Source organism: Niallia yueguangensis (assembly GCF_052663115.1).
Genome location: NZ_JBQTCX010000002.1, coordinates 1 through 23316, shown reverse-complemented (window position 1 = coordinate 23316; position 23316 = coordinate 1). Strand labels below are relative to the sequence as shown.

At 36.5% G+C, this 23316-nt stretch carries 26 protein-coding genes; 10 read left to right on the top strand and 16 right to left on the bottom strand.

The genetic code is table 11. The features are described from left to right. The first annotated feature begins 233 nt into the window (after positions 1 to 233). Together ACTYA4_RS01780 and ACTYA4_RS01775 are read left to right on the top strand one after the other, a co-directional pair. Positions 234 to 644, top strand: coding sequence for a MerR family transcriptional regulator (locus ACTYA4_RS01780; RefSeq protein WP_443482585.1), 411 nt, complete (start codon positions 234 to 236; stop codon positions 642 to 644). Next, on the top strand, positions 641 to 1552 hold the full coding sequence (locus ACTYA4_RS01775; RefSeq protein ID WP_443482584.1) for a DMT family transporter: 912 nt from the start codon (positions 641 to 643) through the stop codon (positions 1550 to 1552). The genes ACTYA4_RS01780 and ACTYA4_RS01775 overlap by 4 nt, the downstream gene beginning before the upstream one ends. 149 nt (positions 1553 to 1701) lie before the next feature. Here ACTYA4_RS01775 and ACTYA4_RS01770 read toward each other — a convergent pair whose 3' ends face one another. Beyond that, the gene (locus ACTYA4_RS01770; RefSeq protein WP_443482583.1) at positions 1702 to 2085 is read right to left on the bottom strand and encodes a DUF4064 domain-containing protein; all 384 of its coding nucleotides are present in this window, start codon (positions 2083 to 2085) and stop codon (positions 1702 to 1704) included. 330 nt (positions 2086 to 2415) lie between these two features. Beyond that, the gene (locus tag ACTYA4_RS01765) at positions 2416 to 3039 is read right to left on the bottom strand and encodes a class I SAM-dependent methyltransferase (RefSeq protein ID WP_443482582.1); all 624 of its coding nucleotides are present in this window, start codon (positions 3037 to 3039) and stop codon (positions 2416 to 2418) included. 210 nt (positions 3040 to 3249) lie between these two features. Here ACTYA4_RS01765 and ACTYA4_RS01760 point away from each other — a divergent pair, with 210 nt between their 5' ends. After that, positions 3250 to 4962, top strand: coding sequence for a methyl-accepting chemotaxis protein (locus tag ACTYA4_RS01760; RefSeq protein WP_443482581.1), 1713 nt, complete (start codon positions 3250 to 3252; stop codon positions 4960 to 4962). Positions 4963 to 5988: 1026 nt separating this feature from the next. On the opposite strand, the gene ACTYA4_RS01755 is transcribed toward ACTYA4_RS01760, so the two are convergent. Both ACTYA4_RS01755 and galU read right to left on the bottom strand, forming a co-directional pair. Further along, positions 5989 to 7809: an SEC-C metal-binding domain-containing protein gene (locus tag ACTYA4_RS01755; RefSeq protein WP_443482580.1), complete on the bottom strand. Its 1821-nt coding sequence runs from the start codon at positions 7807 to 7809 to the stop codon at positions 5989 to 5991. Positions 7810 to 7913: 104 nt separating this feature from the next. Beyond that, positions 7914 to 8810 (bottom strand): UTP--glucose-1-phosphate uridylyltransferase GalU, encoded by an 897-nt coding sequence (galU, locus tag ACTYA4_RS01750; protein ID WP_443482579.1) that lies wholly within the window; start codon positions 8808 to 8810, stop codon positions 7914 to 7916. 395 nt (positions 8811 to 9205) lie between these two features. On the opposite strand from galU, the gene ACTYA4_RS01745 reads away from it, so the two are divergent. Next, entirely contained in the window at positions 9206 to 9586 is a 381-nt protein-coding gene (locus ACTYA4_RS01745; protein WP_443482578.1) for a hypothetical protein, read from the top strand. Positions 9587 to 10058: 472 nt separating this feature from the next. After that, positions 10059 to 11171, top strand: a complete 1113-nt coding sequence (locus ACTYA4_RS01740; RefSeq protein ID WP_443482577.1) for an alpha/beta hydrolase fold domain-containing protein — start codon at positions 10059 to 10061, stop codon at positions 11169 to 11171. A gap of 77 nt (positions 11172 to 11248) precedes the next feature. On the opposite strand, the gene ACTYA4_RS01735 is transcribed toward ACTYA4_RS01740, so the two are convergent. The 6 genes from ACTYA4_RS01735 to ACTYA4_RS01710 form a co-directional block, all read right to left on the bottom strand. Beyond that, positions 11249 to 11584: a hypothetical protein gene (locus tag ACTYA4_RS01735; protein ID WP_443482576.1), complete on the bottom strand. Its 336-nt coding sequence runs from the start codon at positions 11582 to 11584 to the stop codon at positions 11249 to 11251. 48 nt (positions 11585 to 11632) lie between these two features. Then, entirely contained in the window at positions 11633 to 12847 is a 1215-nt protein-coding gene (locus ACTYA4_RS01730) for a glutathionylspermidine synthase family protein (protein WP_443482575.1), read from the bottom strand. Next, positions 12847 to 13305, bottom strand: a complete 459-nt coding sequence (locus tag ACTYA4_RS01725) for an RNA helicase (protein WP_443482574.1) — start codon at positions 13303 to 13305, stop codon at positions 12847 to 12849. Before ACTYA4_RS01725 ends, ACTYA4_RS01730 begins: the two co-directional genes overlap by 1 nt. Positions 13306 to 13380: 75 nt before the next feature. Continuing rightward, positions 13381 to 13779 carry a DUF350 domain-containing protein gene (locus tag ACTYA4_RS01720; RefSeq protein ID WP_443482573.1) on the bottom strand — a complete coding sequence of 133 codons (399 nt, stop codon included), beginning with the start codon at positions 13777 to 13779 and terminating at the stop codon, positions 13381 to 13383. Between the two features lie 17 nt (positions 13780 to 13796). Continuing rightward, positions 13797 to 14219: an aminotransferase yhxA gene (locus tag ACTYA4_RS01715; RefSeq protein WP_443482572.1), complete on the bottom strand. Its 423-nt coding sequence runs from the start codon at positions 14217 to 14219 to the stop codon at positions 13797 to 13799. Positions 14220 to 14367: 148 nt separating this feature from the next. Further along, positions 14368 to 14598: a DUF3600 domain-containing protein gene (locus tag ACTYA4_RS01710; RefSeq protein ID WP_443482571.1), complete on the bottom strand. Its 231-nt coding sequence runs from the start codon at positions 14596 to 14598 to the stop codon at positions 14368 to 14370. 229 nt (positions 14599 to 14827) lie between these two features. Here ACTYA4_RS01710 and ACTYA4_RS01705 point away from each other — a divergent pair, with 229 nt between their 5' ends. After that, positions 14828 to 15103, top strand: coding sequence for a hypothetical protein (locus ACTYA4_RS01705; protein WP_443482570.1), 276 nt, complete (start codon positions 14828 to 14830; stop codon positions 15101 to 15103). Between the two features lie 152 nt (positions 15104 to 15255). Here ACTYA4_RS01705 and ACTYA4_RS01700 read toward each other — a convergent pair whose 3' ends face one another. From ACTYA4_RS01700 to ACTYA4_RS01690, 3 genes are all read right to left on the bottom strand, one after another. Next, positions 15256 to 15537: a hypothetical protein gene (locus tag ACTYA4_RS01700; RefSeq protein WP_443482569.1), complete on the bottom strand. Its 282-nt coding sequence runs from the start codon at positions 15535 to 15537 to the stop codon at positions 15256 to 15258. A gap of 466 nt (positions 15538 to 16003) precedes the next feature. Next, positions 16004 to 16582 (bottom strand): GNAT family N-acetyltransferase, encoded by a 579-nt coding sequence (locus ACTYA4_RS01695; RefSeq protein WP_443482568.1) that lies wholly within the window; start codon positions 16580 to 16582, stop codon positions 16004 to 16006. Positions 16583 to 16596: 14 nt separating this feature from the next. Further along, on the bottom strand, positions 16597 to 17118 hold the full coding sequence (locus ACTYA4_RS01690; RefSeq protein WP_443482567.1) for a DinB family protein: 522 nt from the start codon (positions 17116 to 17118) through the stop codon (positions 16597 to 16599). A gap of 228 nt (positions 17119 to 17346) precedes the next feature. Between ACTYA4_RS01690 and ACTYA4_RS01685 the strand changes: the two genes are divergently transcribed. Further along, positions 17347 to 17721: a hypothetical protein gene (locus tag ACTYA4_RS01685; protein ID WP_443482566.1), complete on the top strand. Its 375-nt coding sequence runs from the start codon at positions 17347 to 17349 to the stop codon at positions 17719 to 17721. A 47-nt stretch (positions 17722 to 17768) separates the two neighbouring features. Here the strand turns inward: ACTYA4_RS01685 and ACTYA4_RS01680 are convergent, their stop codons facing one another. Then, positions 17769 to 18110 carry a GIY-YIG nuclease family protein gene (locus ACTYA4_RS01680; RefSeq protein ID WP_443482565.1) on the bottom strand — a complete coding sequence of 114 codons (342 nt, stop codon included), beginning with the start codon at positions 18108 to 18110 and terminating at the stop codon, positions 17769 to 17771. A gap of 18 nt (positions 18111 to 18128) precedes the next feature. Continuing rightward, the gene (locus ACTYA4_RS01675) at positions 18129 to 18863 is read right to left on the bottom strand and encodes a DUF2087 domain-containing protein (protein WP_443482564.1); all 735 of its coding nucleotides are present in this window, start codon (positions 18861 to 18863) and stop codon (positions 18129 to 18131) included. Between the two features lie 374 nt (positions 18864 to 19237). Between ACTYA4_RS01675 and ACTYA4_RS01670 the strand changes: the two genes are divergently transcribed. Both ACTYA4_RS01670 and ACTYA4_RS01665 read left to right on the top strand, forming a co-directional pair. Next, on the top strand, positions 19238 to 19909 hold the full coding sequence (locus tag ACTYA4_RS01670) for a hypothetical protein (protein ID WP_443482563.1): 672 nt from the start codon (positions 19238 to 19240) through the stop codon (positions 19907 to 19909). 397 nt (positions 19910 to 20306) lie between these two features. After that, on the top strand, positions 20307 to 21377 hold the full coding sequence (locus ACTYA4_RS01665; protein ID WP_443482562.1) for an SDR family oxidoreductase: 1071 nt from the start codon (positions 20307 to 20309) through the stop codon (positions 21375 to 21377). Positions 21378 to 21416: 39 nt separating this feature from the next. On the opposite strand, the gene ACTYA4_RS01660 is transcribed toward ACTYA4_RS01665, so the two are convergent. Continuing rightward, on the bottom strand, positions 21417 to 21797 hold the full coding sequence (locus tag ACTYA4_RS01660; protein ID WP_443482561.1) for a winged helix-turn-helix transcriptional regulator: 381 nt from the start codon (positions 21795 to 21797) through the stop codon (positions 21417 to 21419). Positions 21798 to 22552: 755 nt separating this feature from the next. On the opposite strand from ACTYA4_RS01660, the gene hbs reads away from it, so the two are divergent. Continuing rightward, a complete protein-coding gene (gene hbs / locus ACTYA4_RS01655; protein ID WP_443482560.1) occupies positions 22553 to 22828 on the top strand; it encodes a non-specific DNA-binding protein Hbs in 276 nt (91 codons plus the stop codon). Positions 22829 to 23316: the final 488 nt, after the last annotated feature.

The following is a 23316-nucleotide window of genomic DNA, read 5'->3' as shown; positions in this document are numbered from 1 at the left end:
TAGTCATGATTATTTTTTTCTTCATTAGAATCTCACTTTCTACCTATCTATTTCTTCCAAAATACCATATTTTTATTTCAAATTCATACTTTTATATCCATATTTTACATTAATACTATTTTCATCAATAGATCGGTTGGAAGCTGCCAACCGAATGTCATATATTCTTCTTGACTTAGAGCTGACTCTAAGTTGTAAACTAAATGCAAGTTTACAGAAAAGGAATGGTATGTATGTTTTCAATTAGTGAAGCGGCTGAGAAGTCTGGAATTTCTTCTTATACGTTAAGATATTATAAAAAGATTGGCATTTTGCCTTCGCCGAAACGAAGGGAAGGAAATATTCGTTATTATACAGAGAAGGATATTGCCTTTATGGTGTTTCTTAAAAGTTTAAAAGAAACAGGGATGTTATTAGAAGAGATTCGTGAGATGGTGAATGATGGCTGCATTGTCGAAAAGATAGAACAAAATATAGAAGCATCTCAACTTAAACCATCGATTCATAAACGAATCGAGATTTTATTGAAGCATCTAGAGAAGATGGAAAAGAAGAAGAAAGAGCTAGATGGTGTAATCTCTACGACAAAAGAAAAAATAGATTACTATTATTCTATTTCCTTTGAGGATGTGAAAAAGAAATGAAGTATCTCAACCTATATCTTCCATTAGTTGGTTTTGCTGTTTTTACAGGGGCTACATTTCATCTTGCCAAATATACAGTTGATTATTTCTCTCCTGCCTCTGCTGCAGCATGGCGTTTCGGCATTGCAGCTATCGTGATGGGAATAGTATTAATTTTTAAAGAAGGCATGAAAAAAGTCGATCTACAAAAAAATAGTATTCCTTATCTTCTTCTGGGCATAATCGGCATTTTTGGATTTAACACGTTGTTTTTCGTTGGCTTAAAATATACCTCTCCCGTTAACGGAGCATTAATTATGGGATTGAATCCTTTATTAACAAGCCTTTTTGCGAGAGTAATCTTAAAAGAATCGATAACGAAAAGACAAATGGCAGGGATTATTTTGGCTTTTATTGGTGTGCTATTTGTGCTTACGCAAGGTTCTTTTGACACAATTAGAAACTTATCCTTTTCTATTGGAGACATTATTATAATGGGAGGAAATATTTGTTGGGCTTTATATGGGGTGTTAGGACGACGCTTCATAAAGGGGGCTACATCTTTGGCTTCTACCACTTATTCCATGATTTTTGGTGCGGTTTGCTTAATGATTTTTTCTTTATTTACACCAAATCCTGTTCCCCTGACAGACATTCCATTTCAAGCATGGGGCAGCATTATATTTATGGCTATTTTTACAAGTGTATTAGGATACCTTTGGTGGAATAAAGGGATAAAAACCATTGGAGCTAATAAAACTTCGTTATTTTTCAACCTTGTTCCAGTGGTGGCGATGATTATTTCTTTTGCAGCTGGTTCCCCAGTTGCTTTCTCGCAAATTATTGGTGCTGTTTTTGTTATTTTCGGTGTTCTAATTGCTTCGGGGATGATTGCTGTTCCAAACAGGGACAGCATTGCTTTTAAATAAAAAACATGTTCTCTTGTCTCAAAAAATGTCTTTTACTGTTTGAGACAAGGGCTATTTTTAACAAAATGAAGACGGCATGGCAAAGGTCCAACCTATGCCATAGAAGCCGCTTGAAAATTTTTTTAGGACTAGACCCCCCCTTCATCAGATTATTTTTTACTCATCAATTGTTCTTCCCCATCTTTGTATACAGGTTTTCGTACTATACACATAATTCCAACAATAAAGAATAGCACCGACTGTATTAGTGTTGCACCTATAGTAAGAAGGAGCATTAGAATAGCAGTTGCAAGTAATATAATTCCTGATTTCTTTGGACTCTTCTTTAGTATAATCATTGCAATGATTCCTAAAACAAACCCCAGTATATGTATTCCCAATACAACCCAGGCATACCATAATTCAATGGATTGTGGCAGCTGTTCTGAAAATTGACTTCCTATAAGAAAGGCTATTGAAACTCCAAGAACAATCACCAGTAATTGAAGAACCAATGCGATAATCCCTAAAACCATTTCAGTTGTTCGTTTCAATTTAATACCTCCTAAAAAATATACCCAATGCTCTATACGTTCTTAATGAGTGCTAAGTTTCATTAATTTGGAAAGGTTGTTTTTTACGTAAAAAAATGGGAGAAGAAGTACTCAGCAGACTGAATACACGTAGACTCCTGTGGGAATGCGAGAAAGACGAGATCCACAGGAGCGTATGCGACGAGGAGGCTCGACGCTCGCCCACGGAAAGCGAAGTGTATTCAGGCTGCGAGTTAAAAGCAACAATCTATAAGAAAACAGCCATTGAAAAAAAACAACTTGGGTACTATCCTATTTCTTCTTATTAGTTTATATCTAGACATTAAAGGACTAATCAATGGATTTATTCACTACTATTTTTCTGTACATACCATTAAACATCACTGGCTTGTCTTCTTTTACAACTAATGCTTGAGAGTATTTTTCATATAATTCTTCAAAATTTAATCCAATGTCAGTTCCTAACACTTTAATAAGAGGTCTAACAAATTTTTTAGGCAATGACAGCTTGTTTTCTTTAGAGGAAAACTTATCGAATAGAATCATTTCTCCATCTTGTTTCAGCACCCTTGTCATCTCCTGAAAGCATTTATCTGCATTAGGTACAACGGAAAGAATGAGACTTCCGATAACCAAGTCGAACTGATTACTGTCAAATCTCATATCTTGAGCATCCATTTCTAAAAATTTAATCGAGGAAGTTTTGAATTTCTCTCTTGCTTTTTTCAACATATCAGGTGAAAAATCAATTGCTGTAATATTTAATTCCGCGTGATTTATTAGTTCTAAGTCAGCTCCTGTTCCTACGCCGACAAATAATATTTTTTGATTGCTATTGAAGTGTATTTCTTGAAATATTTGTTTACGGGCATGAAGAAACAAGCCTGAATTAAAAAAGATATCGTATATAGGAGACCATAATTTATATATCACTTTATTCCATGTATTATTCATTCTCTCCGCCACCTCTAATCTAAGTTCTTTTTACATGTAATCATTATCGATAAAATTCCTCCTAAAGTGAATAAGAACTAACAAGAAGCAACCAAAAACATTTTAAAAATAGTACTAATGGATTATTAAGTCGATTCAATATGTATTGTTATACGTCCGATATATCTAGTGTGTAAGCATAATTATATTAAACTAAAAGGAGCAGAATGTGTGAAAATACTCAAAAATATTACAATCACGAAAAAATTACTGGTAATTATAAGTGTCAGTGCATTAGCGCTTAGTATTGTGGGATTGGTCGGGCTGAATTATATAAAAGAGATGGCAAAGGATTCTGAGAGAATGTATAAAGAGAATTTATTGCCTATCAGCCAGCTGATGCAATTCAGATTAAATACTAGAGCAAACGATGCGTATACACTTGAACTAATGCTTACAAAAGATTCAACTAGAAACGATGAACTATTCAAGGAAATAGACACCAATTTGAATGAAAATAAGACAATTGTTAATACACTGCAAAATAGTATGCTGGAAAGTAAAGAAGTACAATTGATGCAAGACTTTGTTGAAAAGGAAAAGCTGCTAGAAGCTTCTAGAGGTAAAGTATTAAAATTAGCTATGGCTAATCAAAATGAAGAAGCCTATTCACTCTATTCAGAGGAATTGGAGACTAACCGATTAGCAGTAACAAACATACTTAGAGAAATCCAAAAAACCTATATTTCTACTGCTGAACGAATTAATCAGGAAAATCAAGATGGATTAAAACAAGCGACTACTATTGTATGGGTCGTTATTATTGCTGCTCTTCTTCTTTTATTATCACTTGGCTTTTTAATAGCTAAAATGATTATCACTCCAATAAGGGAGATAAAAAGTTTACTTGGGAAAGCTGAAAATGGAGATTTTACGGTAAAAGGAAGCTACCAGTCAAAAGACGAAGTTGGCGAGTTAATGACTTCTTTTAATCATATGACCGCACAGCTTCAATCTACTCTTGCTACTGTAAGTGACTCTTCTCAGCAAGTAGCAGCAGCTTCTGAGGAACTAAGTGCAAGCGCTGAAGAAAGCAGCAAAGCGAGTGAGCATATTACATTAACCATCCAAGAGCTAGCTTACGGTTCGGATAAACAAGTACAAACAGTGGAAAATAGTTCTCGTGCTATAACAGATATTACACACTATACAAAAACTATCGAAAAAAATACCCAGAAAATGACACAAGGCGCCCATCATGCTTCTCAAATGTCATTAGAAGGAAATCAAGCAATCGACGAAGTAAGCAAACAAATGAATTCTATCAATGCTAATGTAAACCGTTTATCCGAAACGGTGAAAAGCTTAGATGAACGTTCCAGTGAAATTGGCAAAATCACCGATGTTATTACTACTATTTCATCGCAGACAAATTTATTAGCGTTAAATGCAGCGATTGAAGCTGCAAGAGCCGGCGAGCATGGGAAAGGTTTTGCCATCGTTGCTGATGAAGTAAGAAAGCTTGCGGAAGAATCATCAAAATCAACCGAACAAATTTCCAAGCTAATTCAACTTATTCAAACAGATACGGAAAATACACTTCAATCGATGAAAAACACATCAGAAGAAGTTCATACAGGACTTAAAGTAGTGGATGTAGCCGGAAGCTCATTCCAAAAAATAGAAATTGCTATTAAAGATGTTGTTGCACAAATTGGCGAAATATCGGAAACATTAAAGGAATTGGCAAGAGGAACAGAGCATGTGAATTCTTCTATTCTTGTCGTAAATGAAGTGGCCGAAGCCTCCGCTTCCAGTACACAAAATGTTTCTGCCGCTACCCAAGAACAGCTTGCTGCTATGGAAGAGATAGCAGCGTCTTCCCAATCTTTGGCTTTGTTAGCAGAAGATCTTCAAATGATGCTTGCTAAATTTAAAATATGATAACTAGATAAAGGAGAGGTTTGAGCAATATCCTACATTTATTTACTATACATGTATGTAAAATGCTAAGCCTACTGACACGAAATAATGCTGTTATTTCGTGTCTTTATTTATATAACTTGCTTTCAAAATAATAGAACCTCTTGTAGAAAGGAGATTCTTTAGCTTAGGCTGTTTTCGTATAGTTTGTTGCTTTTAAACTCGCAGCCTGAATACACTTCGTCCGTTTAGCGAGCGTCGAGCCTCCTCGTCGCATACGCTCTGCTTAAGTCTCGTCTTTCTTGCATTCCCACAGGAGTCTACGTGTATTCAGTCTGCTGAGTATTTCTTCTCCCATTTTTTTACGTAAAAACAACATACTGTGAGAAAACTGCTAATACAAAAAAGAACGATACTTGTCTTTTGGACTAGGTATCGTTCTTTTAATCGGGTCTGATCCCAATGTCATCAACTTAAGGTTCCATAAAATGTTATTAGATTAAACTGTCATAAAAATGTTTTATTTAAAAAAACTACTTAACTTTTCGAAAACACCACAATAATTGCTTTGGATACCTTTTTTGGTATATCAACGATGTGTGGTGATTTTTCAGGGGAAAAGTATTAGTAAACAAAGTTTTTCTGAAGCAAGAAAGAAAATTAAGCCAGAAGCTTTTATCAAACTATTTGATACCATCGTGAATTGGTATTATAAGAAAAAAGTAGGATGCCAAGGGAGGGTAAAAAAATAATATTTCATCCGCCCGGGCATCCTATTGCCTTTTTAAGATCCTATTTATTGGATACCCTTTATGTAAAAGAAATACCCAATTTGTTTGGAGAGGCGTCCGCTCGACTCCTACGGGATTAGCGAGAAAGACGAGACCCCACAGGAGCAAAGCGACGAGGAGGCTCGGCGCTCGCCCCGTGGAAAGCGAGCGGTAAGCCTCGGAGAACAGACCAAAACCCTTACTTCCTACTTAGTTGCTTATTTTCCTTTTTTTGAATACTAGCTTGATGACATTGGGTCCGACCCCTAGATAGTGTTCAATACCCAACTAATTCAAACATTTTCTCTTCATTTTTTTCAATGACTTCAATAACATTTTGAGCTATCGTCGTGTTATATTTTTTATCAAGCCATTTCATAAAGGCCTTTATGGTGCTTATAAATTCTTTAAGCTGCGTTTTGCTTACAAATTCATAGAGGTTAAATAGATCTTTTGTTAATACCTTTGTCCAGAAGCGCTTATCACACTGTCCCCAATCATCAAATGATTTCATTTCTAATAAATACCTTAAATCAAATAAACTTGATCCATATTTTCTAACGGTGTTTGATGATTTTCCCTTTGTTTTCTCTTTAAAGAAAGTGACCATGTCTACTGCGTAAAAATTATCGATTGTATCGGGTGTAAAGCCTAGGTCTTCAAAATATGGGATATCTTCATTTTTTAGTCGAATAGGTCGTGCATTTTGCGGTATCGTTGACTGTAAAGATGATTTTCTTTCAGCTTGTCCTGATACGAATGGCGACAACGACAAACCTAGCTGTTTTCGAATTGTATTAAAATCAGCTGTAACTTCTACTTCTCCAAATTCCTTATATACGGTTTGATATAGATGGTATTCCATTTGTTTTAACCAAATATCGACATCTTCTTTACGATTCATCGCGATCAATTGGCCAATGGTGTAGTCACCAAATTTAAGAATTTTCACATTAACATCTAAGTTACAACTATTTTGTGCATATATAGCTGCGTATCTTGGTACATCTTCCTCCATGTTTAGGAGTAAATTTTGAATTTCAATATGAAAAGGAACGGTTGTCTCTTTTACGTCTTCCTTCAGAAATGTGACGGCCATATTTATTTCTTCCATTTTCTTTTTTATCTTTTCTTTTGCTTCTGCTTTATAACAGTGAATTTCCATATGATTGTTTTCAACAGAAATTACGCCCTCTACTTCAGCGAAATGAACAGCTCCATTTATTTCACTATCTTGGAACACTTTCCAATCCTTTACCCAGCTCACTCTTTTCTCATTAGCGTCCCACTTATCGAATTCGACTTCTTTTTGATTATATAAGAAATCGATTAACACTTGTTCATTTTGAATGTCATATTTGAGCGTATAGTAATGAATGATTTTTGTTTCTCGTATGTCGTCATTCCCTAATAAATCAGCTAACATTTCTGGAAAATAGTTAAATAAAACATGTTCACTGCTGCTTCCTGACTCATTCATTAATTTCTTTACTTTTTCTGCGATTCGATGAACAGCTTCTGGTCCTTCAAAAGCCCTTACTCCATTAAAATAAAATCTATCCCCCATTTGTTCCAGTAATCCAATCGTTCCATACCATGGTGAAAAATAAGGGATATTTTCTTTTACATTAGGTACTGCAAACGTTTCTTTTGTCAAGACATCTTCAAAAAAGATATCATCACCCTTTCTATCGATTGCTTGGACAATTCTTGGCTTTAAATTTACCCAATTCTCAGCCAAAATCTTTTCATCTGTTGCAAGTTTGTGCTGATTTTCTTTATAAAACCATTCAATACCGCGAAGTCCATTATCAAAACGATGGAAAAAATAAAACCAAAATTGAAAGAAACCGAACCCTATTGCAGTCGTTCGTCTAGCTGAGCGTTTATTAAACTCTGCTTCTTTTCGGTAAAATTCATTGATCGATATATTTTTTTCAAGAAAAAATCTCAATTTTTCGATGAGCTGATGCTTCTGCTGTAAAAAGCGCTCTAATTTCACTGTTTCTAGTTGAATAACGTTTTCTTTTTTCAAACAACACTTTTTATACTTTTTGCCACTGCCGCAAGGACATTTATCATTTCTATTAATAGTCATTTATACTCTGACTCCTTTTATTGCAATTAATACTATTATTAAAGCATATATACTGATATAAAAAAACCATTGGAATTAATTGATTTCCCAATGGTTTTTCTTCGTTATCCTATCTTAATGTCACTTTGCTCATGTACTTTTATCATTTCTTTTATAAACGTTAGCATGTCTTCTTTTAAATCGGCATCTTGCAAGGCGAATTCTAAGGTTGTTTTCACAAAGCCTAATTTTTCTCCAACATCGTAACGATTGCCTTCAAAGTCATAGGCAAATACGCGTTGAATTTCGTTTAGCTGCTGGATCGCATCTGTAAGCTGAATTTCGCCGCCTGCCCCTTTTTGTTGTTTTTCCAAAAATAAAAAGATTTCTGGTGTTAATACATATCTGCCCATAATCGCTAAATTAGATGGAGCCGTTCCGAGTGCCGGCTTCTCAATGAAGCTGTTTACTTGATAACGTCTTCCTTCCTGCAAGCCTGGGTCAATAATACCGTAGCGGTTTGTTTCATGGTCCGCAACTGTTTGGACGCCAATAACGGAAGAATGCGTTTCTTCGTATTGGTTAATAAGCTGCTTTAAGCAAGGAGTATCACTTTGTACGATATCATCCCCTAATAGGACGGCAAACGGTTCGTTTCCAATAAAGCTTTTTGCACACCAAACAGCATGCCCTAATCCCTTGGGCTCTTTCTGACGAATATAGTGAATATCTGCTAAATTAGAAGAATAGCGTACTTTTTCCAGCAGATCATATTTCTCTTTTTCTAATAAGTTATGTTCTAGCTCATGAGCATAATCAAAATGGTCTTCGATTGCGCGTTTTCCTTTTCCAGTTACGATAATTATATCTTCAATTCCAGAAGCAATCGCTTCCTCCACTATGTACTGAATGGTTGGTTTGTCAACAATCGGCAGCATTTCCTTTGGCATCGCTTTAGTTGCCGGCAAAAATCTCGTTCCTAACCCAGCTGCTGGTATAATCGCTTTTTTTACTTTTTTCAAAGTTATTCCTCCATTCGAAAGGTAAATAAGACCACTTATTTGCAAAACCACTGTTCTATATAGCGTACATTTATATTACCATTTATTTTGTTAAGTGGAAATAATGAGAGTGGGGCTAAGTTTGACTATTTTTGTCGAAAAGCAACTATTTAAGGGGGATCGGATTTTGTCGATTATTACCGAATAATAGCTAAATCGAAAAAAATGCAACAATCCTAGTGAAAAATGCAACAAAGTGAGGAAAAAATGCAACAATATAGACCGAAAATGCAACAATCCTTATTCCTTTTCCACCCATCGATCTGTTAACTGCAAGTAATTTTACACAAAAATAACAAAATGTTACCACAACACACATATTCTCCTGTATAATTCCAATAAAGGAGGAATTTGTTATGCCTTTTATTTTAGCAATTGTTGTTTTTGGAGTGATGGTGCTTTTTCATAAGCATATAAAATGGTGGCTAAAATGGATTCCTTTTGTTTATTATATTGTTCTTTCATCTATTTTTAACAATGGAAGGCAAAAATTAGAGGAGAAGTATCAATCGCAGCCGATTGAAACGCTATGGGATAAAAATTCGGATTATGTGGATCATTTTGTGCCACTTTTCAACATTCCGCTGCTCTTGATTCTCATCATTTGCTTCTATTTATGGTTTAAACATGCTAAAGAAAAAAAGACAAAGATCAGATTAGGAATTAGTATATTACCTGTAACCATCCTTTATTTATGGTTCTGTCTGATGATTGTGATGTTTGGTTATCAGCCATAATGGAAAAGCTGAAATAAGGTTCAGTTTATCACAACAAGCAGTTACATGGGACACCAGCGGATTTTGTCGTTTTTTGCAGAATAATCGATAAACGAAAGAAACTCGAAGATAAATTGTGCAAAAAAGAAGATAAATCCAAAAAAACGATGATAAACGTTGAAAAAAAGAAGAGAAATTGGTGACCACCTACATTTAGAAGGGGAGGGTTTGTCGATTTTACCAAATTAGTAAATCAAATCTTTTTTACAAACGGAATGTTCATTTTATTAAAAAGAAAAATGAGTTTGCACGGCAATGAGGATACTCTTCTTAGAAAAAAAGTAAAGAAAACCCTTTTTCATTGACTGATTATTCCAAAAGATATTACGATAAGAATAACTCTTTCAAGCTGAATCAATGGGCATGTAGGTAACCGTTAGAAGAACAGCAGCTTTTTGAGAGTCGTAGGTTATAATTAAAGGGGGCTTTATATTTGGAGAAAACACCGTTTTCACTTGTTTCTGACTCTTTGGTAACTTTACCTGGACGTTTAGGAAACCCTAATTTCGAACTACGTACGGATCCTCGGTCCGATCCTCGAATGGTCGCCGCGATGGCCGCTTTCAACTTAGACGGTTTGACTGCACCATCGCCCGTGTCACCGAGGGATCCACTTGAAGATCGCCTTAAGTTCTTGGCCGCAGCGGAGAGTGGGTTCGAAGCTCTCTTTGCCGGTTTAATGGCGGAGTTGCCGCCTGTACCGGGAATATTGCACTCGACTGAGATGATTACAGGTGTTGATGGCAACGATATCATGCTTTACATCCACCGCCCAAAAGGCGAATCTACGGCAGCACTGCCTGGCGTACTACATATCCACGGTGGAGGCATGACTCTGCTTAGCACTTCAGGTCCGGTTTACTCAAGGTGGCGTGATGAGTTGGCAGCAACCGGTATGGTAGTTATCGGCGTCGAGTTCCGCAATGCTGCGGGTGTTCACGGTCCACACCCTTTCCCAGCAGGCTTAAACGACTGTACCACTGCACTAGAATGGGTGCATTCAAATCGTGAATTACTTGGCATCTCAAAGCTAATCTTAGCAGGTGAATCTGGCGGAGCTAACCTTGCACTGGCCACAACCATCAAGGCCAAACGCAATGGTCGACTCAAAGCAATCGACGGCGTCTACGCTCTTGTTCCCTATATCTCGGGGGCTTACGGATGGAGCGACGAGGACAAAGCCAGAGAATTTCCGTCGCTGTTAGAGAACGACGGTTACTTCATTAATTGTTCGCTTAACGAGGTGATTGCTTCTGTCTATGATCCAGAGGGGATTAACACTAATAACCCTCTTTGCTGGCCATATTGGGCTACAAGTGATGACCTAGCAGATCTTCCGCCGCACGTTATTACTGTCAACGAACTTGACATCTTCCGTGATGAGGGACTTAGCTACTATCGTAAGCTTGCTCAAGCTGGAGTTAATGTTACTGGGCGTAGTATTACTGGAGTCTGTCACGCCGCAGAGGTCATGTTCCGTAAATCGATGCCGGACATGTACTTGTCAACAATCCATGACGTCAGGGCTTTTGCTAACCGGGTTTAACTAGGTACCAGGATATAAAACGGTATACTGGGCAAATAGCCTCCACAAAAAAAGCGAATGGTCGAGCCACCCATGCTCTACCATTCGCGCCATTCTTCTGTTATATCTTCTTCCCATTGCAATCCGGCTATGCTTGCAGCTTCGACTATAAATTCGTATAGTTCTTCTCTTTCCATCGTTTCGATAAAGTATTCGAATGTTTCGTTTATCTCATTTAAGCGTAATACTACATTTTTTACACATGCGATAACGGCTTCGTCTGTTGTATTTTCGCCAAGGTTTTGTAGCTGTAAAATAAATGCATTCAACACTTCATTTGTTGCTTCCAAATTTTCCTCTGTAAAAAGGTCATCGCCTTCTTCCAGTCTTTCTTCCCAGGCAACAGTTGGTTTTATTAATTCTGCAAATTTCATCGCATCCTCCAGATTTGGATTTTTACCTTTATTATAAAAAAATCCTGCTTAATCTTCCAATCCCATTGGCAAATAATAAGATAAATTATTCGTGATCGTTCCGCCGATGCGATAGCCTGCTGCCGCTGCCTTTCCGCTTACTAAAAAGCTGCCGATCAATAGCTTGCCTTGTTGTTTTCCTTTTTCACTGTTAAAACTTATCTCGGGATGCTCGATATATTGCTGGTAAACAGGCAGATAATCGGTATATGATGTTTGGCTGTCTGCATGTGCCAGCTTTCCTTCATGATTATAAATTTCGACCGTATCCCCTTCTCTACCGAATGCTGGCTTTTTCACAAATGGCAGGCCTGATTCTAGAAAATAATCCGGCTCTAAAAAGGTTGGCAGAAAATATTCTTCGATCCAGTCATGCTCTTCTTTTGTAAAAAAAGCATGGTTTTCTGCATGCAGTCCCCATATAACTGCCTGCACCGCTTTGTTTTGCAAAAGAAACGCAGACGGTGGGTTGATAATGTTCAGTTTCCCCTCTTCCACTAATTCTAAAAGCCACAAGCCGATTTTATTGCCATCCTCATCTTCATCGCTGATTAAATTTTCAATCGGAAACGTTTGGCGGTACAAAACATCAATTTTGTTTCCTTCCTCATCAAAAAGACCGACCCCTTTTTCGATTTGCAGTTTATGAAGGGGGATGAATCTGGATGGCACCCCGGAGATTTTTTGCAAATAAATAACCGTTTCTCTGTCTTCAATATTGTCTTCATGGGCAGTAAACACCACCGTTTGCTGCTGAAGTTGTTGAATCGTCGTTCGAATCACTTCTCCGAGAAACATATCCATGCCTTCATTCGGATTTTCCACTGAAAATTCTTTGCACACTTTTCCGTTTATATAAAAAAGTTCTTTAATAAACGTTGGTGTATCGCTGTTTATTTCAATACATTTATAGCTGGAGCCGGATGGAATGAGGTCGAGGCGAGAAATCACACTTTCAACAGGCAATGTTTTTAACCGGAGAAAAGCAAGCGTCTCTTCTGGAAATCCCATCTCTAGCAATGTTTGATCAGGCACTTGCCGCAATAAATCGCACACTTTGAAAAAAATGCTGCCAATTCGTGTACTGGCAATACGAAGCTGCTGCAACTGTTGTTTTTTTATCATGGCGGTATCATAAAGGGCATACTCTTCGTTATAAAGATCTGCCCAAAATGAATCGATTCGACTGTAAAATTGCTGTCTTTTTTGCTGATAATGAGACATTATGACTCCTCCCCAATATCCTTCACATACAGGACATAAACGCCCCTATCTTCATCAATTTCAGAGGACGTTACTGCTTTTTGCCCGATAGCAGGAATATCGATGATGTCTTTTAATAGATAGCGGATAATATCAAAATGGGCGCTGCACGGAATCACCGTAAGCAACCGGTAATTCTCCGCTTCCCTATGTCTGCGAATCTCGATATGTAATCCTTTTCCACGATAGTTTTGCTCATCTAATCCAGATGAATTTCTGCCGATATCTTTCAATACAAGAATTTCTTCGTCTTCTGCCATCTCATTGGAAATGAGTTCGTATTGCTGCCCTCTCATAATAAAATACGTACAAAGCTGGCGGGCGTATAATTCATCGACGCCAACAGTCGGAATTTCATATTCGTAAAACGGCTGATAGTCGTCATTGCCTTTATCAATAAAATAGGTGAGTTTTTTCATTTGTCTTCATCCTTTTTAATAACATAAGAAAGATAACATTTTTCTTCGGGGCTGAACAAGGCGCTTGCGCTTTTCTTAATAAGATAGACACTTCGCCACAATCCAGCCGATTGCAATTGACAGAGAAAACAGCATCATGCCTACTGCACGATTGTCGTCCTCAATTGCTTTATGGATGCTGAAACGGATTGTGATTACTTCTGCTAAAATAAATACAACAATTTGTACGACAATGCCGATAGCTCCCCAAATTGCCATATCAACTAATGAAACAGAATATTCCGCTGCTGCTCCAAGCACAATCGCAAGCCCGATTACTTTTCCGCCAAGCACGTATGCGGCACTAAGATTTTTTTCAGCAATCAGTTTCATTTCTTTTAATTTCGGTGTACTAAACATAAATAAAAGAATGCCGATTACTAGTAAAAGCAAAGCCACCCCTAAATAGGAGGCAAAATTGATATATAAGTTCATGTTATTCTCCCTTTCTTTTATCCTCCGTAACTTTTTGAACCGCTGCCAAAACCAGAGCTTCTTTTCACTGATTTACTCGTTTCACTTGAACTTCCTGAATCGACCGAAGAACTGTTAGTTGAGTTCCTGGAATTCACGGAAGAATTTTTACTAGAAGAAGTTGGCGATTTATAATATTTGCTGTTATGTAAGGCTGACCTTGAGTTATAATAACTGCCTCCGTAAAAATAATGCCCATAATGGCTGGAATGACGGTCCTCACATTCCCAAACTCCATCATCGTCGTCCCATTCCCACTTATCACAATTCGCATCAGATGGCGGATCAGGATTTTTTTGTGTGGTTGTGTACTCTTCATCCGTTTGGTTATTGCATGCTGCCAAATTCAACATAAATGCAGTGGAAATAATTCCTGTCATTACTTTCGTTGTTTTTCCCATTTATTTCACCCCTTTCAGAAGATACATACGATTAATAAATAAAAAAGATTCTAGCATTCGAATTTTAGTATAGCATTTTTTAGGAGATGAATTTGGGGTTTCGCAAAAAAACTGCAACCTCCCATTGAGATTGCAGCTTTTCTTGCCTTTATTGTACTTGTTTTTCATTCACATATTCGATAAAATCACTTGTTTTTTCGTAGTCTGCTTTTAGATTGGCTGGGATGTCATCACCCTCTATATCTTTTGGATTAATTCCGATCTTTTGAACATTTTTATAAACGAATTGAATCGTTTTGTCATAAAGCTCCGTATATGCTTGCTCACTGCCAGATAAAATACGTGTAATGAGCTGATTATACTCGTTCTGCTCCTCCATCCTCATCCCTCCTTGTTGTTTTATACTATATATTGGTAGGATATCGGGATTTCGTTCGATTTTTTCAAAAAAAACACCCCGTGATTCTATTTTTTAGAACAATGGAGTGCTTCGTGTTATTTTTCTTTTATCCAGTACAAAAATGATTTGGATCGTGGTCTGTTCCCCATGTATGATAAACTTGTATCATCAGATTTTACCAATATTTCATATGATTGGGGGAAATTTTATGAAAAAAGAGAATTTAATCGGCGCTTTAATCATAGGGTCTTTAATTGGCATAATTGGATTTGTGATGCTGTTTTGTAGTGTGAAATTTGGTGTGTCACGTGCGGAAAATTGGTTAGTAGAGCAAGGTGGAGCCGATCCTAATACTTACAATACTATGTTGAAGGGCTATATAAATAATTTTTTAGCTGCTGGAAGCATATTATCAGCATTCGGGCTTTTCATTACTACTTTAGCCTATTTTAAGCTGAGTACTATTAAGGAAAAATCAATTTGAGGGAGTTGACATTTGGTTATAAAAATAAACATTTCTAAAGGTATTCTCGGGAGCTTTCAATGAAGCTTACTTATTTTTTATAAAAAAGACAAGAGGGCTAAAGGAAACACCCCGTTACTGTTACTATATCGGGGTGTCGCAAATTCTCTATTTTAAGGATTCAGCTTTGAATCCTTTTTATGATTAACAATACTGAAATACACCATTGGATTCAAAAAGTTAAAAGCTATAACTGCTAAACACATAAAGGTAGTAACCTCATCTCCACCAAGACCAAGTTCATCGACAATAATTGCATCATAGTATATAACTTGAGCAGATATGATTAAAGAGACTAACGATAAACTGATAACAGCAAACCCATTAATGAATTTTCGTCTTGTTCTAGGAAAGATAATCATAACAAACAGAATCAAAGCAAAAATGATAAACATTGATGAAAATAGGTCTTAATAATGTAAAAGACCCGGATATTTCAAACAAATCGTAAGTGTACATATTACCTCCAAATTATTATCTTGAATGAGTATTAATTAGAAAATTATGACAACCACAGTTTATCACACGTTGCATCTGTTGAGAACAGCCAACTAGTATTAACATTTTTATTGAATACTTAATATCGTATAATTTCCTGCGGTATTTTTTTAAGGGGCCATGCTTTTTTCGCGGTAATTTCTTTTTTTTCGCGATGCTCCCACTTTTTCTCGCGGCATTTTCCTTTTTTTCGCGGTACTCCACTTTTTCTCGCGGCATTTTCTTTTTTCTCGCGGTACTCCACTTTTTTTCGCGGTAGACAACATCTTTCTCTCGATTATTTCATTTATACGTACTTCATTCTACTTCCACGCGGTAATCCCTGTTTTCACCATCCAAACAACAAAAAAACAAGCGACTTCCTTATATCCCAGCGCTTGTTTTAATGAATTCTTCTCTTAATATAGAATATGTCTTTAAATCCTGATGTTTTCCTTTAATCAACATTCCTTTTCTCATGATGCCCTCGAAGGACATTCCTGTTTTTTGCATTACTCGTTCTGATCCGATATTTTCCGTAAAACATCTTGCTTGAATGCGGATTAAATCCATTTTTTCAAAGCCAAATTTGATCAGTTCTTTCACTGCTTCTGTCATAATGCCTCTACCCCAATAATCTTTGGAAAGAACATAACCGATTTCCGCACTTCTATGATATGGCTTCCACCAAACAAAATCGACCGTGCCAATTAATTCTCCGCTCTCTTTATATTCGATTCCCAAAGGAGCTACTTTCTTATTGTGATATTGATTGAGTACAAATTGCAAAAAACCTTTTGTATCTGACAATGTTTGGTGCGTATCCCACGTAACATATTTTGTTACATCGTCGTCCGAACCGTACGCATACATATCGTCTAGATCTTCCAACGTTATTTTTCTAAGAATAAGACGTTCGGTTTGTAACGTAGGCAAATCACCGTATATTTCATCAATCTCCATAAAAATCTCCTCTGTTATTGTAAAATGAAATAACGTTCCTTCAGAATTTTTAAATGATGCAATTCATGTCCAGCGATAATGTATGCGATGGAGTTTGCGGATACTTCTCCGTTGTTCGCATAGCCCATTCTTGCTGGAGTCCCTTCTGGCAATCCTTTTAAAAGCGCAATTGTTGACTGCCTCACGATTTTACATTCCTCAACTAAATCTTCCATGGAACGGGCAGAAAATATCGCTTCTTTTACATATTCTTCATCATTGTATCCTGCAAGAGAGGTTTGATCGCCTCTTGCTATACGCAATGCCCGATATTGCATAATCCGCTCTGTTTCTGTAATATGTCCAATCACTTCTTTTACCGACCATTTTCCTTCTGCATAACGAAAGTCCGCTTGTGTATCCGTTAAGCTCATAAGTAGAGAGGATGTTTCATCAATCTGCTTCGCAAGGTGTTCAATAATGCTTCCTTCCCCGACAAGATTTATATAATTTTCAAAATAAGCTGGATATTCTCCCTTTACTGGTGTTGAGAACATATGCACATCTCTCCTTTTGTAATAAACTCGTTTACTAATCTATTCTCCATTTTTGTCTGCTATCCTGCTTCAATAAAAGTCGAATCTGGATTTTATCTTTGTTTTTATTGGTTTTATCTTCGTTTTTTTAGATTTATCGATTTTTTTACAAAATTCGACAAAAACCATAAAAGGGATATAAGGTTTGAGTATCCAATATAATAAATAAACGATAATGGAGGTTAAGATTTGAAAAAAAAGTATGTTTGTATGTTTGTTTTTTTCCTTTTACTAGTTGGCTGCTCGAATGAGTATAGTGAAAAAGAGGATTTCACTTATTCTCGTCTTCAATCTAACTTCCCAATTCCTGCTAATGCGAAAGAAAAACGAGGAAACGCCACAAAAGATAAATCCGTTTATCAAAAATATGAACTCATTAGCATTGGAAAGGAAACAACAGAAGATGGAGAAATTCATCCTACTGATTATTTTGAAAAAATTAAAGAAGAAGGGTGGAATGAAGAAAAAAACTTTGAAGGGAAAGCTTACGTATTTCAAAAAGACAAACAACAAATTTATTTAGAACTTCACACAGATTACTTCGAATTGACGAAACTAGAATAATAGAAACAGCTGTTTGACGTTTTCCCCGTCAAACAGCCTTCTATCGTTTAGTTATAACCACGTTCTCCATATGGCTGAAATTCCTCTAGCCATTTGTCTTCTAATTTCTGCAATTCTTCTTTTTCATTAAAATAAGGATCATTTTTCTTTTTCAAAATCTCAATCACGTCCACTGTGAAGCTATCCTCTCCAAATTGTTTCCATTCTTTTGCAAGCTCTCTATTTGTATGGCCACCTTTATTCAACATAAATTTGACGCCATTTAATGTTTTAATATTTCGTGTACTTCCAATAAACACTTTACCGTTTTTTTTGTTTTGAATTTTGTATATGCCTGCTTTAATCGGTGTTTCTTTATAAAGCTGCTTTAGTTCTTTTTTTCGATCCATTTTCATTCACCTATTTCTTTATTTTTTCAGCCAATAGCTGCTGCCATCTGCTTTGCGGTCTACAAAGCCGTACTCAATTAAATATCTGCGAATCAGCACATAGTCGTCATAAATCGCTGTTAACACATCATTTAATTCGTTTTCTGTATATTTTTTGTCATCATCTAAGCGGTTTGTTATTTCCCGAAGCACCATCAGCTTTTGTTTTTCCTTTAACGGAAATTTCTCGAGCTTTCCTTCTGAAAAATATTTACTAACCGCTTTTTGTTGTTCTTCTTCTGTTATGTTGTACCGTTCATCGACCATTTTCGCTTGTTTATGAACCGGGACAAATGCAGGAGTATGCTGATCTTTTTCTTTTAACAATTCCATTAAGGCTAAAAATGTTTTCGCTTGCCGCTCTTTTTCTTTTAAAACAAAACGATGATGGCGAATCGTAGAAGCACTGCCAATGCCAAGCTCCTGCTGCACCTCCGCATCGCTTTTTCCTTGATAAAAAAGAGAAAGAAAATTATTTTGGTGCTCTGTCATTCCGGTAAGCTTTTTATCTAAGCCTATTAAGTAAGCAAAAACAGACTGATGCTTTTCCTGAATATGAATTTGCATGTATTTCTCTGCTTCATATAACATATCGTCCTGAGGATATATAATGCCTTTTTCGACGGTTTCTCCACAAAGTAAGCAGACATACCCCTCTTTTTGTTCTATATAGCCTTGTTTTAATTCCTCTACCGCTGCATCCCAAAATTCCATTTTTTAAACACTCCAAATTATTGTTTATATATAAACAAATATTTTCAACATATGTTGGGTAATACAATATATACTATTACACACATCAAGGATATTCAATGATTTAACAAACATTTTATTATTTTGTTTATAATTTTATAAACAAACATCCTTAATGTTTATAAAATTAAAAAATATTAGAAACGCATGCAAGCTCGTACCAGTTAACTCGACTTTCAGGTATACATGTTTCAAACTATTTTTCTCACCATTTATTTAATAGATTAATGAACTTGTCCAACCTTTTTTCTATCAATTTGAATAGTATAGATAGGGGATATCCTTCTTAAAAAATGATGAAAGAAACTTAAAATTTTAAGAAAGGAGTAATTCTAATGCGTGATAAACCTTCTTATCGCAGAATTGAGTTAGCGCTGCCTGCACTGCCAGTGGGACCATCTCTACCGCCTTTTATTTATTTCGATGTGGATACACGCTTTACTCCCTCTCAAACAAATCGTATTCGAGCTTTAATTCTTATTGTGATTACGTTCTGGCAACAACATTTTTTCCAACTAAAAAAATCCAGTCCTTACCTGTCGCAACTTAATTCATGTACACAAAAATACGCAACCCATAATTTAACACCTCTTTGGTTTAAAGGACCTCGTATTACGAGTGGAACAGAAGCTATCAACCTTGCGATGAACACATTAACGCAACGTTTTAGTGAAAATGGTACGGGTAATGCTGCTGCAGCAAAAATTAACTACTACATTCCAGAACCAAGAGAGCATTTCAACATACGAGCTAACACAGCTAAAAAGCAGTTCAAGGTTTCTTTAGACGTTACAATCAATCCAATATTGCTTGACGATCCTTCAATTACAAAACTTAATCTAGCTGGTTCTTTATTGCATGCCTGGTTTCATCGAATAGGATTTGATCACCCTAAAGATATATACACCACATATTTCATTGCAGAAGCACCAATGTGTATCATGCGTGGATTTCAAGAAAAGGCACCTGGTCAAAGTGATGCTGTTTTCACTCAATTCTTCGATTGATAAAAGTTTTCGAAATAATAAAGATTTAAAATATAAAAAAGAAGAGCTTATAGGGGTATCACTAGCAAAACGCAATTTATAAAATGAAGGATACTCCCGTATAAAAAATCCCAATCTGTCATTTACGTTACTGAAAGATTGGGATTTTATTAAAAATTCCGTCATTTCATTGAGTACACTTATAAAAACTAGCAATACATAATAATAAATTTTTAACGCCTCTTAAAACAAGGTATGAATTAAGTTTTTTAATGTTTGATTAAAAGGAAACTGCTTATAAACACTGCTGGATTACAAAAAAGTGCTTATACCACTTCAAAGTGCGTACTTCTCAAATTTGGTTCCTTCATACAAAATAACAGGGAACAAATCACATTAGAGAAGGAGCTGCAAAACTATGAATCATATACCTCAAATCAAACGCAATGTAGCACTAGTGATAGGCGCAAATGGAGTCATTGGCCGAAACCTTATTGATCATCTCGTTACACTCCCTAATTGGGACGTCATTGGCGTATCACGTCGAGGTGGAGAATCTGTTGGCCGTGTTCGATATGTGGCAGCGGATTTACTCGACATAGAAGACACACGTAAGAAGCTAAGCGGTTTAACTGAGGTAACACACATCTTCTATGCCGCCTATCAGGACCGACCAACTTGGGCAGAACTTGTTCCACCTAACCTAAGCATGCTAGTGAATACTGTAGATGCAATCGAACCAATTGCGTTGGGGTTAAAACATATCAGCTTGATGCAGGGATACAAAGTATACGGAGCACATCTCGGTCCTTTCAAGACACCAGCCCGTGAAACAGACGCTAACCATATGCCGCCCGAATTTAATGTTGATCAGCAGGTTTTCTTAGAAGAAAGGCAAAAAGGCAAGTCTTGGACTTGGTCAGCAATCCGTCCTTCTGTAGTTTGCGGCTTCTCACTAGGTAACCCTATGAACCTCGCCATGGTTATTGCAATCTATGCCTCCATTTCGAAGGAGCTTGGACTTCCACTGCGGTTTCCAGGCAAGCCGGGTGCATATACCAGCCTCTTGGAAATGACGGATGCGGGGCTTCTCGCAAAGGCAACAGTTTGGGCAGCGACTGAAGAACGGTGTGCCAATCAGGCATTCAATATCACAAACGGTGATTTATTTCGCTGGGATGAATTATGGCCGAAGATCGCTCACTACTTTGGATTGGAAATAGCTCCTCCATTACAGATGTCACTTGATGTAGTTATGGCCGACAAAGATCAACTTTGGAACAAAATGATCGAGAATCATGGGCTTACCAGGCATTCGTATAAAGAAGTATCTTCCTGGCAATTCGGTGATTTTGTTTTCTCTTGGGATTATGATTTCTTTGCAGACGGAACAAAGGCCCGCCGCTTTGGTTTTCACGAATACGTTGATACCGAAGCAATGTTTATTAATATCTTCAACGATTTCCGCAAACGCAAAGTCATCCCCTAAAATTAAAAAGCCGACCTTCGTATACAATTGGTCGGCTTCTTATATGTTTTCTACGTCTTTAAGATGTGAATTCGCCAAAATGGTAGCTCTCCCCTCATACTTCCTCTCTATATGCGTATCTCCCCATCTACACATTAGATGCAGAACCTCCTTTAAGCTCCATCCGTATTCTGTCAACTCATACTCCACTTTTGGTGGAACTTGATTATAAGAAATGCGCAAAATGACCCCTTCATCTTCAAGCTCACGCAGGTGCTGTGTTAACATTTTTTGAGTTATTGCTGGTATCAAGCTTTTCAATTCACTGTTTCTTTTCTTTCCAAATGTTAAATGAAAGAGAATCACAGGTTTCCACTTTCCCCCGATTACTTCCAAAGTAGCCTCCACTCCAGTGTTGTAAATCTTATAAGAATTCTTCATTGTACTCCCTCCTTTGGTCAAAATCTTGCATATGTCCTCCTTTGTTTTCCCTTTAATGATTATGTTACTTTTATTTATAACATACTATAAATAAATTAAAGAAATCCGGAAAGATGAAGTATTTAAAAAACAAAAGAAGAAAACAACGTTTGTTCGTTCAGTTATTGTTATATTGAAGCTGCTGTTTTATTCATCAAAATGTTGGCTAACATCTTATTAAAATATCGTTAATTTAACTAATTCCTATATAAAAATGAATGATACTTTTAGTACTCCTACTGGTTCTATTTCCCATTAAATATATCTCTCCAAGTGATTTGATTTCCAATTTGATTAAGAACATAGCCCCTTTCTTTCTTAAAAGTAAGGGGCTTGCATGATGTTCCATCTTGTTGTTTAACTATTTAATACCCATCCAAGTTATATCTTATGCGCTTTCCTTATGTTAGGTTTATTAATCTTAAATTTAAATTTTAATCGTTATTCTGCTTAAGATTCGCTAATTTCCAACCATCTTTTGTGATATTAGCGGGAAGAAACCTGTGGAAAAATAGGTGATAGTTATCTATCAAACTTGTCTATACAATCACCCTTCTTCTCAATCCTTCCATGCAATACATGCAGCAATTTAAATTTAAGGGTTTAGGTCTATTTCTTTTAAATTAATGTATAGTAATCAATCAAATTGGAAATCCTGCTATTAGTTGTGTTATGCTATCATTTCTACAAACAATTTAAAATTGAGGTGTGTTAATATGAATAAAACAGAATTGATCAATGCTGTCGCTGCACAAACAGAATTAACAAAAAAAGATGTTTCAAAAACGATAGATTCATTATTTGAAACTATCTCTACTACTCTTGCTAAAGAAGAAAAGATCCAGTTAATTGGATTTGGTACGTTTGAAGTACGTGACCGCGCAGCCCGAACAGGCCGCAACCCTCAAACAGGGGAAGAAATTCAGATTGCTGCTTCTAAAGTTCCTGCTTTTAAACCTGGGAAAGAACTAAAAGAAGCTGTTAAACAATAACGAACAAAAAGCGCTAAGGAAACTCTTTTCATCTTTAGCGCTTTTTTATATGCTCTCCCACTTTCATTCACAAGCATCTAAATTGACATGTATCTGCTTTATCTCAAGGATATTGAATAATTATTTATTGTGATTCTTTGATCTTCACACTTTATTTACTGAAAAAATGTCTTGCTCCATGATGGAAGCAAAGCACCGGTTTAGTTGGAGAATAAATTACTTATAAAACGTTATCAACTATTTGTTGAAAAAACTAGAAATAATAAAAGGTGTTAAGCAGATTCCATAGAGAATGAGCAACCATTGGAACAAGAATATTGTTTTAACGGATTGTAAGAATACCAAGCCCTAGGCCTAATTGTTATTTAACCCGCAGCATGAATACACTTTGCTTTCCGCGGACGAGTGCCGAGCCTCCTCGTCGCTGTGCTGAGGTCACTGAAAAAGTGGATGCTATGAAATATAGATAGTGAAAATCAAGCATATAA